The sequence below is a fragment of the Streptococcus hyointestinalis genome (assembly GCF_041225505.1).
Lineage (GTDB): Bacteria > Bacillota > Bacilli > Lactobacillales > Streptococcaceae > Streptococcus > Streptococcus hyointestinalis_B.
Window position 1 is genome coordinate 53,482 of sequence record NZ_JBCLSK010000004.1, and the last position, 13,073, is coordinate 66,554.

General features: G+C 43.9%; 14 protein-coding genes. 12 read left to right on the forward strand and 2 right to left on the reverse strand.

The window, feature by feature from the left end; genetic code table 11:
• Position 1: 1 nt before the first annotated feature.
• Together trpA and AALA56_RS01965 are read left to right on the forward strand one after the other, a co-directional pair.
• Positions 2-775 (forward strand): tryptophan synthase subunit alpha, encoded by a 774-nt coding sequence (gene trpA, locus AALA56_RS01960; RefSeq protein WP_369908519.1) that lies wholly within the window; start codon positions 2-4, stop codon positions 773-775.
• A gap of 261 nt (positions 776-1,036) precedes the next feature.
• A complete protein-coding gene (locus tag AALA56_RS01965; RefSeq protein WP_369908520.1) occupies positions 1,037-2,737 on the forward strand; it encodes a hypothetical protein in 1,701 nt (566 codons plus the stop codon).
• 73 nt (positions 2,738-2,810) lie between these two features.
• On the opposite strand, the gene AALA56_RS01970 is transcribed toward AALA56_RS01965, so the two are convergent.
• Positions 2,811-3,035, reverse strand: coding sequence for a hypothetical protein (locus tag AALA56_RS01970; RefSeq protein WP_369908521.1), 225 nt, complete (start codon positions 3,033-3,035; stop codon positions 2,811-2,813).
• 164 nt (positions 3,036-3,199) lie between these two features.
• Here AALA56_RS01970 and AALA56_RS01975 point away from each other — a divergent pair, with 164 nt between their 5' ends.
• The 8 genes from AALA56_RS01975 to AALA56_RS02010 all read left to right on the forward strand — a co-directional run bounded on the left by AALA56_RS01975 (position 3,200) and on the right by AALA56_RS02010 (position 9,339).
• The gene (locus AALA56_RS01975) at positions 3,200-3,886 is read left to right on the forward strand and encodes a YjjG family noncanonical pyrimidine nucleotidase (RefSeq protein WP_369908522.1); all 687 of its coding nucleotides are present in this window, start codon (positions 3,200-3,202) and stop codon (positions 3,884-3,886) included.
• Positions 3,887-3,989: 103 nt separating this feature from the next.
• The gene (locus tag AALA56_RS01980; RefSeq protein ID WP_369908523.1) at positions 3,990-5,276 is read left to right on the forward strand and encodes a homoserine dehydrogenase; all 1,287 of its coding nucleotides are present in this window, start codon (positions 3,990-3,992) and stop codon (positions 5,274-5,276) included.
• Between the two features lie 2 nt (positions 5,277-5,278).
• Positions 5,279-6,142, forward strand: a complete 864-nt coding sequence (gene thrB, locus AALA56_RS01985; protein ID WP_369908524.1) for a homoserine kinase — start codon at positions 5,279-5,281, stop codon at positions 6,140-6,142.
• Between the two features lie 51 nt (positions 6,143-6,193).
• Positions 6,194-7,441 carry a bifunctional folylpolyglutamate synthase/dihydrofolate synthase gene (locus tag AALA56_RS01990; protein WP_369908527.1) on the forward strand — a complete coding sequence of 416 codons (1,248 nt, stop codon included), beginning with the start codon at positions 6,194-6,196 and terminating at the stop codon, positions 7,439-7,441.
• Complete coding sequence (folP, locus tag AALA56_RS01995) at positions 7,438-8,244, forward strand: dihydropteroate synthase (protein WP_369908528.1); 807 nt, start codon at positions 7,438-7,440, stop codon at positions 8,242-8,244. The genes AALA56_RS01990 and folP overlap by 4 nt, the downstream gene beginning before the upstream one ends.
• Positions 8,245-8,610 (forward strand): dihydroneopterin aldolase, encoded by a 366-nt coding sequence (gene folB / locus AALA56_RS02000; protein WP_369908529.1) that lies wholly within the window; start codon positions 8,245-8,247, stop codon positions 8,608-8,610.
• Positions 8,603-9,097, forward strand: coding sequence for a 2-amino-4-hydroxy-6-hydroxymethyldihydropteridine diphosphokinase (folK, locus tag AALA56_RS02005; RefSeq protein ID WP_369908530.1), 495 nt, complete (start codon positions 8,603-8,605; stop codon positions 9,095-9,097). Before folB ends, folK begins: the two co-directional genes overlap by 8 nt.
• Complete coding sequence (locus AALA56_RS02010; protein WP_369908531.1) at positions 9,094-9,339, forward strand: hypothetical protein; 246 nt, start codon at positions 9,094-9,096, stop codon at positions 9,337-9,339. Before folK ends, AALA56_RS02010 begins: the two co-directional genes overlap by 4 nt.
• A gap of 22 nt (positions 9,340-9,361) precedes the next feature.
• Here the strand turns inward: AALA56_RS02010 and AALA56_RS02015 are convergent, their stop codons facing one another.
• A complete protein-coding gene (locus AALA56_RS02015; protein WP_369908532.1) occupies positions 9,362-10,447 on the reverse strand; it encodes a DEAD/DEAH box helicase in 1,086 nt (361 codons plus the stop codon).
• A gap of 162 nt (positions 10,448-10,609) precedes the next feature.
• Between AALA56_RS02015 and udk the strand changes: the two genes are divergently transcribed.
• Both udk and AALA56_RS02025 read left to right on the forward strand, forming a co-directional pair.
• Complete coding sequence (gene udk / locus AALA56_RS02020; RefSeq protein ID WP_164683274.1) at positions 10,610-11,245, forward strand: uridine kinase; 636 nt, start codon at positions 10,610-10,612, stop codon at positions 11,243-11,245.
• A 274-nt stretch (positions 11,246-11,519) separates the two neighbouring features.
• The gene (locus AALA56_RS02025; protein ID WP_369908533.1) at positions 11,520-13,073 is read left to right on the forward strand and encodes a 2-isopropylmalate synthase; all 1,554 of its coding nucleotides are present in this window, start codon (positions 11,520-11,522) and stop codon (positions 13,071-13,073) included.

Below are 13,073 nucleotides of genomic sequence, written 5' to 3' on the forward strand. Positions count from 1 at the left end.
GATGGAAAAAACACTAACATGCCTCTTGCAGGCAAAAAAAGCAGCGGGTAGTAGCATTTTTATCCCTTATACCATGGCGGGTGACCATGATAAGGGTGTTGATGGGTTGGCTGAGACCATTACTTTTCTAGCGGATTTGGGAGTGTCTGCCATTGAGATTGGTATTCCCTTTTCAGACCCTGTGGCGGATGGTCCTGTTATCGAGCTGGCTGGCAATCGCAGTCTGAAAAAGGGCACAACACCGCATACAATTGTAAAGGCGCTGAAAGCCATCGAGACAAAAACGCCTCTGATTATCATGACTTACTTCAATCCGATTTTCCAGTATGGTTTGGAGCAGTTTATCGCTGACTTGGCGGACACGCCTGTCAAGGGACTCATTATTCCAGACTTGCCACATGAGCAGGCTTACTTTATCAAACCGCTGCTTGAAGAAACGGACATTGCTCTCGTGCCACTGGTTAGTCTCACCACAGGGCTTGAGCGCCAAAAGATGTTAGTCGAAGACGCCGAGGGCTTCATCTACGCCGTTGCTGTCAATGGGGTGACTGGTAAGGCAAGCAGCTACCGTAAGGACTTGGACGAGCACCTCTCACGCTTACGAGACCTAGCACCTATCCCTGTTTTGACAGGATTTGGCATTTCGACACACGAGGACGTCGAGCGCTTCAATCACGTCTCAGACGGCGTCATCGTCGGCTCCAAAATCGTCCAAGCCCTAGCTGACAAAAAAGATACAGAAATTGCAAACTTTATACGAGAAAGTTTGGGGTAAAGGAAAAGCTCTTGGAATAGTGTTTCAAGAGCTTTTTGCTTTTGTGATGATGTCGTCTTTTTGGATTTGATATGTTTAAGTATTCACTTTCAAGAAGAATAAATAGCTAAGGGATTGTGATATAATAGAGAAAGTAAAACACATCTAATACTAATCTTTTGGTATTTCCAAACTTTAGAGAGATGGTTTAGATAAGAGAAAACTCATCAATACTTGTTTGAAGGAGTTTGATATTAGTTTTCCTATGAAAGAGGAATGATTATGTGGACAAAACGAAAGCGGTACATAAGAGAAAAAGTACAGTTGATAGATTATTTAAAGACAGCTGGTTTTTTTCACGATTATATCATTGGGGCTTTTTCCTACGATAGTGCGTCCAATACGATTTTTCTGACTATTGAAGAAGACTGTCTGGCTGTAGACAATACCAACTCTGAAGCTTTGGTTTGGGATTTGAGGTTTGAAGGTGTCAGTCATTTCACAATGAAAGATATGGATGGCTTGTCACCTTGGTGGCTCTATGAGCACCTTTTGGAAGACGATACCTTTAAGTTTCAACTAGTCAATGGCTATTTTTCTTTCAAAGCTGCAACTTTTTCATTAGGCGTTCCTCATGAAGTCAATGTCCAATCAGATACTAAAATGTCAAAGCTAGATAGCTACTACCTTTTTCAAGAATTTAGAAAGGGAGAAGGGATTGAAGTAGCTTTTGATTTTGAGGGAAATTATGATGATTTCTTTTACTATATCGGCTATGATAAGGAAAAAGAAAAACCCTACTGGGCGAGAAGGTCGGATAAACAAGAAGTTAATGCGTTTACTTGCGCTGACGCTTTGTTTGAAACAAAACTGTATGACGGAAAATCTTTAAAAGAGCGTTGGTCTGATGTCACCATTTACAGTGTTAATGGCCTTTCTCTTAGCGATTGGCTAAGTTATGGAAAGCATTTTGTTGAGACATATGTTTATGATTCTCAAGATGAAGCTATTTTCTATATCAATGGTGTGGCATTAGCTGGTTCCATCGAGCAAGACAGAGCATGTCCTAGTTGTGGCTTGGATCAGTGTTATCTAGAAGACTATGACGATTATTGTTGTCCATACTGTAATCGTTGGATGACGGATGAAAAGTGGGATTCTGATGAGGGCTATTATTTTGAAAGACGTCCTCTAGAGCCAGGACTCTTGTGGAAACCACATAAAAGATTACGATTTTGCCAAGTGCAGTATTCATTGGATGGCAATCCTTATACTTATTATTGTCCAGATAAAGCGATTGTTGATGGTGACTATGTCATCGTTCCCGTCGGAAAGGCTAATACAGAAAAAGAAGCGCATGTCATTAGAGTTTTTGAATCTCCAGCGCATAAACCGCCTTATCCACTGGATAAAATCAAGACCGTTATAAGGAAGTCTCAAGGCGATAGTAAAGAGCTTATAGAGTCACTCCAGACCTTACTTGCTAGTGGAGTAGTATGCGATCTGTCACAGAAAAAGAATCACACAGTTGCTGATGTGCCATATGATGTCTTAAAAACGCCAATAGGACACTTTTGGTTAGCATTAAATGATGAACCCGTCAAAATGAAGACCAAGGCTTCTTATCCAGACAAAGACGCTAAATATTTTGTTGAAGCTTCTTACTCTATCAAACCTTATTCCGTCGATTTTGAGGATTTTCAGCATTTAAAAATCTGTACGGACATTGATTTGAGAAAAGCACGACTCATTGATAATCTTCATGGTCAATACGAACTAGGCTATAACTGGCAAGTGGGTGATAAGGATATTGGAATAGCTGCTTATCTCTTTTCGGGTGCAGAAGATGAGGTTATTGAGAATTTGCTAGGTGTCCCCTACTATGTCAGATGGTATGAAGAGTATAAAGAATCTTATGGCTTTACAGTCGCATGGAAACATTACGTTTCTGATGACGATTTGTCTGTTTGTTTTAATATATGAGTCCATATATTTTTCTTTTCAAAAATAAGTCTCACGATATGTGAAACTTATTTTTATAGGCTATTTCTCTTCGTCAACAGCCATTGTCATCTGTTTCATCTGGCATGGCAATCAAAATGGTGTCTTCAATCAAGAAGCCATAAGGATAAATATCGACATCTTCGTCTGTGGGAATTAGAACCTCAGAAAATCCTTCGTTTTTTAGCCGTTCCTCAAAGTTTGCCATATCAAAAATGTCAACTTTACAGTCTGGGTTGTAGCCGTATGTTCCAAGTTCAAAAATGTCACGTAATTTCATAATACACCTCCGATGGTTAATATAAATGACCTATACTTTGATTAACAAAGTGGTTATTTAGCTATTGTACCTACAAGACAGATTATAACATATACTTATGATATAATATTCTCAATAACTAAAGGGGAGCTTGTTTTTCTCCCTTACAGAAAGGAAAATAACTTTTGTACAAATATCTTTTATTCGACCTTGACCACACTTTGCTTGATTTTGATTGTGCTGAGGATAGGGCTTTGGATGCGCTTCTTGCGCATGAGGGCTTTATGGACGTGTCAGCTTTTAAAGACTACTATATCCCTATGAATAAAGGGATGTGGCGTGATTTGGAAAAGGGTGACATCACTAAGCCTGAGCTCATCAACACCCGTTTTTCACGTGCTTTTGCGCATTTTGGATTGGAAAAGGATGGCAAAGAGTTAGCGCAACTTTATCAGCGTTTTCTCAGTCAGCAAGGGCAGACCTACGAGGGGGCACGTGAGCTGTTAGCGGATTTGAAGCAGGCTGGTTATCAGATTTACGCAGCGACCAATGGCGTTACAGCTATCCAGCAGGGGCGTTTAGAGCGCTCTGGTCTTTTGCCTTATTTTGATGCTATTTTCATCTCTGAGCAGTTGGCGACGGCAAAACCATCTCTTGATTTTTTTGAAAAGGTAAGCGAGCGCATTGCTGGATTTTCAAAAGAGCAGACGCTGATGATTGGGGATAGTTTGACGGCGGACATGGCTGGGGGAGCTGCCTTTGGCATTGATACCGCTTGGTACAATCCCAAGCAGCTAGACAATAACAGCCCAGTGCAGCCAAGCTATACTTTGTCAGATTATGATGATTTACGTGCTCTTTTATTGAGATAAATGTAAAAAAGTAGCCTTCAATGATTAAATTGTCGTTAAAATTTGGTATAATAGAGCTAATCACCACCTTTTTAGAAGTGTGTAAAGAAAAAAGGAGAGCCCTATGTCGATTAAAATTGGATTATTAGGATTTGGAACAGTTGCGAGCGGGATTCCGTTTTTATTGCAGGAAAATGGTCAAAAAATTGAAGAAGCCGCTAAAGATAAATTAGAAATTGCAAAAGTCTTGGTCAAAGACGACGCCGAAAAAGAGCGACTTGTCGCAGCAGGACACGCCTACAACTTTGTGACGGATGTGGATGCGATCTTGAGTGACGATGACATTCAAATCGTCGTTGAGTTGATGGGACGTATCGAGCCAGCAAGAACCTTTATCACAAAAGCGCTTGAAGCTGGTAAGCACGTCGTGTCAGCTAATAAAGACTTGATTGCCACACACGGCAAAGAGCTCATTTCTCTCGCTCAAGAAAAAGGACTTGCTTTTTACTATGAGGCAGCTGTTGCAGGTGGTATTCCTATCTTGCGGACATTAGCCAACTCCCTCACTTCTGACAAGGTGACCCGTATTTTAGGTGTCTTAAACGGTACCTCTAACTTCATGATGACCAAAATGGTTGATGAAGGCTGGACTTATGACGCAGCGCTTTCTGAAGCACAGCGTTTAGGTTATGCTGAAAGCGACCCAACCAACGACGTTGAAGGGATTGACGCTGGTTATAAAGCGGTTATTTTGAGTCAGTTTGGTTTTGGCATGACCATTGATTTTGAGCAGGTTGACCACCAAGGTATTTCAACCATTACGCCAGATGATGTGGCAGTAGCGCAAGAGCTAGGCTATGTCATCAAGTTGGTCGGTGATATTCGTGAGACTGTCTCTGGTATCTCTGCCGAAGTGTCGCCGACTTTCTTACCAAAAGACCATCCACTAGCCAGTGTCAATGACGTGATGAACGCTGTCTTTGTCGAGTCTATCGGCATCGGTGAGTCCATGTACTACGGACCAGGGGCTGGGCAAAAGCCAACAGCGACCTCTGTAACAGCTGACATTGTACGCATTGCTCGCCGTTTGTCAGACGACACTGTTGGAAAACCATTTAACGAATTTAGCCGAGAAATACGCTTGGCAGACGCTAGTGACGTGAAGAGTCATTACTATTTTGCCATCACAACGCCAGACGAAAAGGGACAACTCCTTCGCCTTGCTGAGTTGTTTAACGCTGAGGACATCTCATTTGAGCAAGTCTTGCAACAAAAAGCAAGCGACAACCAAGCACGTGTTGTTATCATCACGCACAGCATGAGTAAGACACAGCTAGCGCATATCACTGAAAAACTCTCAGCCATTAGCGATATGACACTTCTCAATACATTTAAGGTCTTAGGGGAATAAGCATGAAAATCACAGTTCCAGCAACGAGTGCGAATATTGGGCCAGGCTTTGACTCCGTTGGGGTTGCTGTCAGCAAATACCTGATCATTACGGTCTTAGAACCGTCTAGTCAGTGGGAAGTGCAGCATGATTTGGGCGACATCCCGACAGATGAGCGCAATCTCCTCATCCAAACAGCACTCAAAGTGAAGTCTGACCTTGTACCGCACAAGATTGATATGATGTCTGATATCCCACTAGCACGTGGCTTAGGGTCATCCAGTTCTGTCATTGTCGCAGGTATTGAGCTTGCTAATCAGCTAGGTGAGCTTAAGCTTAGCGATCAAGAAAAACTTGACCTAGCGACACAAATCGAAGGGCACCCAGATAATGTCGCACCAGCTTTGTTTGGTAATCTCGTTGTCGCAAGTTACGATGGTAAGCAGACGACAAGCGTGGTAGCGCCCTTTCCAGACTGTGCTTTTGTCGCTTTCATTCCAAACTATGAGCTCAAAACCAGCGACAGCCGTGGTGTTTTGCCGACTACTTTTGACTATAGCGAAGCGGTCAAGGCAAGCAGTATCGCCAATCTTGCTGTCTCTGCTCTGTTAACAGGTGATTTGGCAAAGGGTGGAAAAGCTATTGAGGCGGATTTGTTCCATGAGCGCTTTCGTCAGCAGTTGGTAGCTGAGTTTGCTCCTATCAAGGAACTAGCTCACAAAAATGGCGCTTATGCGACTTATCTCTCAGGTGCAGGACCAACTGTTATGACCTTGATTGCAAAAGACAAGGCGACGCCATTTGTAGACCAGCTTGAAAAGCTAGGGCTTGATGGTAGCATTGAGGTCTTGAGCCTAGATACAGATGGTTTAGTAGTAACAGAATAAATAGGATAAAATGGCTAGTCAACAAGCCATTTTTCTTTAGAAGGGAAGATCATGACTTATCAAGAAGCTCTGGAGTGGATACATGGTAAGCTCACTTTTGGCATAAAGCCGGGGCTTGAGCGTATGGATTGGATGCTTGAGCAGCTGGGACATCCCGAGCGAAACTTATCGGCTGTCCATATCGTTGGCACTAATGGCAAAGGCTCTACGACTAGCTACTTGCAGCACATTTTTAGCTTAGCTGGCTATGAGGTGGGGACTTTTACCTCGCCCTATATCTTGGACTTTAGGGAGCGCATTAGTGTCAATGGCGAGATGATGGCAAAGGCGGATTTTTTGCAGGCGGTGGAGCGTATCAAGCCTGTTGTGGAGCGCATGCCGCTTGAGTCTGACTTGGAGCCTGCGACAGAGTTTGAAGTGATTACGCTCTTGATGTTTGAGTATTTTGGGCATATTCATCCTGTTGACATCGCCTTTATCGAGGCTGGCATGGGTGGGCTTTACGACTCGACCAATGTCTTTAAAGCGCTGGCTGTCATTTGCCCATCGATTGGGCTTGACCATCAGGCGGTTCTCGGTGAGACCCACGAAGCTATCGCTCGTCAAAAAGTCGGTGTTCTAGACCAAAAGGTTCCCTTGATTTATGCCAATAGCAGAGCTGATGTTGAGCGTGTCTTTCAGGCAAAAGCACGAGAGACAGACAGTCCGACTTACTGCCTAGGACGTGACTTTAGCATAGAGATTGCAGGGGATAGCTTTACCTACCGCAAAGGGACATGTGAGATTTCAGCTATTCACCTGCAACTGCTTGGAGCTCATCAGATGGCAAATGCTAGTCTCGCCATTACAGCTAGTCTTTTGCTGGAGAAAGATTACCCTCGTGTGACAAAAGATGTCATCAAAAAAGGACTAGAGAGCACACACTGGGCTGGGCGAACAGAGCTAATGCGCCCAAATCTCATGATTGACGGCGCTCACAATCAAGAAAGCATAGCAGCCTTGGTTGCCGTAATGAAAGACTACACCGACAAGCCCATCAAGATTTTGGTTGCAGCTATCAATACAAAGCCAGCTGCAGCCATGCTTGAGCAGCTAGAAGAGTTAGGTCAGGTCAGTGTGACGACTTTTGACTACCCACGAGCGCTGGAACTACAGGATTATCCTGAAAAGTATGACAAGGTGACTTCTTGGAAGGACTGGGTAGACACAGCAGATAATCCAGAGGTTTTCTACCTCATCACGGGGTCTCTCTACTTTATCTCGCAAGTTAGACAGTATATCACAAAGGAGTTAGCATGAATATCGGACCTTATCACATAGACGGTAAAGCCGCTATCATGGGGATTTTAAACGTCACCCCAGATTCATTTTCAGATGGCGGACAATACGACAGCGTGGAGAACGCTCTCAAGCAGGCAGAGCAACTCATCGCAGACGGCGCAGCCATTATTGACATTGGAGGTGAGTCGACAAGACCTGGTGCTAGCTTTGTGACTGAAGAGGAAGAAATCAAGCGTGTTGTCCCAGCTACCATAGCGATTAGAGAGGCATTCCCAGAGGTGCTATTATCAATAGACACCTACAAGACACCTGTTGCTAGAGCAGCACTTGAAGCTGGCGCTCATATTTTAAACGATGTCTGGGCAGGGCTTTACGATGGGGAAATGTTAGCGTTGGCAGCAGAAAAAAAGGCGCCTATCATCCTCATGCACAATCAAAAAGAAGAACACTATGACGATGTGACGCAAAACGTTTGTGACTTTTTGAGCGAGCGAGCACAGGCAGCACGTGAGGCAGGTGTGCCAGAGGAAAACATCTGGATTGACCCAGGCTTTGGTTTTGCCAAGAACGAAGCGCAAAATATTGAGTTGTTAAAGGGTTTGGAGCGTGTGACAGCTCTAGGCTATCCAGTGCTTTTTGGCATTTCGCGTAAACGCACGGTGAATTATCTGCTTGGCGGCAATCGTGATATGTTAGAGCGTGACCAAGGCACGGCGGCTCTGTCTGCTTGGGCGCTGATGAAGGGCTGTCATATTGTGCGGGTACACAACGTCAAAGCTAATAAAGACCTTGTCGAGGTCATTGAACAGTTGGTGGATTAGATGGATAAGATATATTTAGAAAATTGTCGTTTTTACGGCTATCACGGTGCTTTTTCAGAGGAGCAGGTTTTAGGTCAGATTTTTCGAGTGGACTGTGTCTTGAGCGTTGATTTGCTGGCTGCTTCACAGACAGATAATCTAGAGGACACGGTGCATTACGGACAAGTCTTTGACTGTATCAAAGAACATGTGGAAAAGGAACGCTATGCGCTGATTGAGCGCTTAGCGGGTGTGATTTGTGAGGATTTGCTCATGATATTTCCAAAAATTAAGAAAGTCTCTCTTAAAATCACCAAGGAAAATCCCCCCATTAACGGGCACTATGATAGTGTAGGGATTGCATTGGAGCGTGAACGCCATGAGTAAAGTTTACCTCAGTCTAGGCAGCAATATGGGCGAGCGTAAAGCTTACCTAGAGCAGGCGGTGAGAGCGCTTAGCCAGCTAGATAGTACAGAGCTAGTCGCTGTATCGCCTATCTATGAGACCGCCGCTTGGGGCAATACCAATCAAGACGATTTCTTAAATCTTTGCTGTCTCCTTGAGACCGAGCTTTCGCCAGCAGAGCTGCTAGAGCAAACGCAGGCAATCGAGACTCAGCTAGGGCGTGTGCGCCATGAGCATTGGGGACCTCGAACGATTGACATTGACCTTTTGCTCTATGATGACCAGACGCTAAAAAGTGCTCAGCTCACCCTACCTCACCCTTATATGTGCCAGCGTGCCTTTGTCTTGCAGCCCTTGCTGGATATTGAGCCTAAGCTTACTTTGCCAAACGGCGATAAGCTAGCGGAGTATCTGGAGCAGCTAGACAGGTCTGATATTCACTATCACAGCGAGTTGAGCTTGTCATGAGAAACTTTAAGAAATTACGACAAGACTACAGAGACGGGCGCTTTTCCGCTCAAGAGGGTTTTATCGAGTGGTTCTTAAAGCGAAAGCGAGGCTTTTGGGGCAAGCTTTTCTTTGTATTTTGTCTTTTCTTGTTGTGGTTAATGATAATGACACATCTTGGTATCATCATCTTTGGCTTTTATGCTGTTATCGTTTTAGCAATTGTCGTGCTGGTTTATGATTACCGGCAAACGAAAAAATGAAAAACTAGATTGGTTGTCCAATCTAATTTTCTTTGATATAAAATTGCTGATTTTTTAGAGCAATTTCCTGCACGGGAGCGTATTTTTTAAGTCGTTTGAGTTCTTCTTTGTTGGTGACAAGTGTGATGACAGAGCCTTCCTTGCGCATGCGTCCTGTACGTCCAGCACGGTGTGTGTAGGTTTCTTTGTCTCGAGCCAGCTCTGCATTGACCACATAATCAAGTGCCTCAATATCAAGACCACGAGCTACCAAGTCAGTGGCAAGAAGCAGGGCAATTTCGTTTTGTTTAAACTTATCCAGAATCACCTTGCGGAATTTGACATTGATGTCACTGGCAAGAGACACAGCTGACGCTTGGTGAAATTGTAAACGCTCCTCACAAGCTCCAAGCTCAGACAAGATATTGAAAAAGACCAGCGCTCTAAAGTCAGGGGTGTTTGAGAGCTTACGCAAAAAGTCGGTCTTGTCACGCTTATCAAGCATGACATAGTAGTGCTTGATGGGTGCCGTCTCCGTATCAGACAGGTCAATGCGCACCGTCTCATCCGCTAGAGTGTCCTGTGCGATTTTTTGTGTGGCTGAGATGTAGACCATCTGGTGGTTACGAGGAACATAGTGGCAGATTTTCGTGACAAAGCTGTACTGAGAGTCGCTCAAAAGCTCATCAAACTCGTCTAAGACGATGGTGTCAACCTTCATCATCTTGATTTTTTTGAGCTTGACCAATTCAAAAACCCGACCAGCAGTCCCAATGAGAATTTCTGGTCCTTTTTTCAAGCGCTCAATTTGGCGTTTCTGACTAGAGCCAGATAAAAAGAGCTGCGCTTGTAAGCCAAGAGGCTCTGCCCAAGTTTTACTGACTTCAAACAACTGCCCAGCTAGCTCTGAATTAGGCGCTAGAATAAGCAATTGCTGTGCTTTTTTAGGTTGCAATTTTAAGAGCAAGGGCAGAAGATAAGAAAGAGTCTTTCCAGTTCCTGTCGGGCTGATACCAAGGACATTTTGCCCTTTAGTGATAGGCTCAAACAGTGCCTCTTGAATAGGTGTGAGTGTCGTGATATTTTTTTCCTCAAAAAGTGTGTTCCAACTATCAGGAAAACGGTTCATAGTAAATCCTCAAATTCTTTTGTTTTTACCATTATACCAAAAAAGCTAGGGAGACAGAAGTGTTCGAAAGCTTACATTTTGTCTAAGTTGCCTTTTGGGGCTTTTCAAATGGCAAATATAGTGTAAAATAGATAGGAAAGCATTTTTGAGAATGGAGTAATTATGCCTAAAAAACCAATTATTATCGGTGTCACTGGTGGCTCTGGTGGGGGAAAAACCAGCGTGTCACGAGCTATTTTGTCTCATTTTCCAGATGAAAATATCGCTATGATTGAGCACGATTCTTACTACAAGGATCAAAGCCATCTGACCTTTGAAGAGCGTGTCACAACCAACTACGACCACCCGCTTGCCTTTGATACGGATTTGATGATTGAGCACCTAAACGAGCTGATTGCAGGGCGCCCAGTCGATATTCCTATCTACGACTATACGCAGCACACTCGTAGCAGCGAAACCTATCGTCAAGAGCCTCAAGACGTCTTTATCGTTGAAGGGATTTTGGTGCTTGAGGATAAGCGTTTGCGTGATTTGATGGATATCAAGGTCTTTGTGGACACGGATGATGATATTCGTATCATCCGCCGTATCAAGCGTGATATGGAGGAGCGTGGGCGTAGCTTAGATAGCATTATCGAGCAGTATACAAGTGTGGTGAAGCCTATGTATCACCAGTTTATCGAGCCGACAAAACGCTATGCCGATGTGGTTATTCCTGAGGGTGTCAGCAATGTCGTCGCTATTGACTTGATTAACACCAAGGTGGCAAGCATTTTAGCAGATGCTACTGAAGAATAAGAGTAAAAAGACTTGGCAACAGCTGAGTCTTTTTCTATGTAAAAAAGTCAAAAAACTTTGAACATTATCATTGACAAAATAGTCTGAAAATTATATACTACTATCAACAAACATTCAAGGAGAAGTCAAATGCGTACAGTTTCAATCGTTTTGCTATTGAGGTGTCTGGGCTAGTGCAAAAGCATTAGTCCTGTTTGGCTTACCAAGCGGGAAAAACATCTCGCTTGGTAGTGGGATGTTTTTTAGTATATTAGAATTAGAAAAGGTGAAGCAGATGCAAACAGTTGAATTTCTTGATACCACACTTCGTGACGGTGAGCAGACACCAGGCGTTAATTTTTCCATCAAAGAAAAAGTAGCTATCGCAAAACAGCTTGAAAAATGGGGCATTTCAGTCATTGAGGCAGGTTTCCCAGCAGCCAGTCCAGACTCTTTTGAGGCGGTTAAGCAAATCGCCAAAACTATGACGACAACCGCTGTGTCAGGTCTAGCACGTTCGGTCAAATCAGACATTGACGCTTGTTATGAAGCGCTCAAAGACGCCAAATACCGTCAATGCCATGTCTTTATCGCAACAAGCCCAATCCACCGTGAGTTCAAACTCAAAAAATCAAAAGCAGAAATCCTTGACATCATCAAAGAGCAGGTCAGCTATGCTAGGAAGTATTTTGATGTGGTTGAGTTCTCGCCAGAGGATGCGACACGCACGGAGCTTGACTATCTCTTAGAGGTTTGCCAAACCGCTGTGGACGCTGGTGCGACCTACATCAATATCCCTGATACTGTCGGCTTTACTACACCTACAGAATACGGTGCTATTTTCAAACACCTCATCGAAAATGTCAAGTCAGACCGCAAGATTATCTTTAGCCCACACTGTCACAACGACCTCGGCATGGCAGTAGCAAATACACTCTCTGCCATCAAAAATGGCGCTGGTCGTATCGAGGGAACGGTCAATGGTATTGGTGAGCGTGCGGGAAATGCTGCGCTAGAAGAAGTCGCTGTAGCGCTCAACATCCGAGAAGATTTCTATCAAGCTAAAAGCCCTATCAAACTCAACGAAACCGTCAATACTGCGGACTTGGTATCTCGTTTTTCAGGAATTGCCATTCCAAAAAACAAGGCTGTTGTTGGTGGCAATGCCTTTTCACACGAGTCTGGTATCCACCAAGATGGCGTGTTGAAAAATCCACTAACCTACGAAATCATCACCCCAGAGCTAGTTGGCGTCAAGAAAAACTCACTGCCACTTGGCAAGCTCTCTGGTCGTCACGCTTTCATTGAAAAGCTCAAAGAACTTGAGTTGACCTTTGATGAGGCGGAAATCAAGAGTCTCTTTGCCAAGTTCAAAAAATTGGCAGATAAGAAACATGAGATTACAGATGCTGATATTATCGCTCTTGTCTCAGGTGTTGAGATTGAAAACCCAGAAGGCTTCCACTTTAGCAATCTGACGTTGACCTCAAACAGCGACGAAACCAATACAGCAGAGGTCTTTATGACCAATACAGACGGCGAAGAAGTCGCTATCCTAGCCAACGGTAAAGGCTCTGTTGAGGCGATTTACAATGCTATTGACAAGTTCTTTAACCAGACGGTGAAACTGCTCAGCTACACGATTGATGCGGTGACGGATGGGATTGATGCGCAGGCACGTGTGTCTGTTTCCATTGAAAATGTAGATACAGGTACTATTTTCAACGCTTCAGGTATTGACTTTGACGTCCTAAAAGCTGGAGCTATCGCTTACGTTAATGCTAATGCCCTAGCGCAAAAAGAAAACGCTGGCGAAATGAAGCGCAAGCTTTCTGAAAAAGATTTTTAA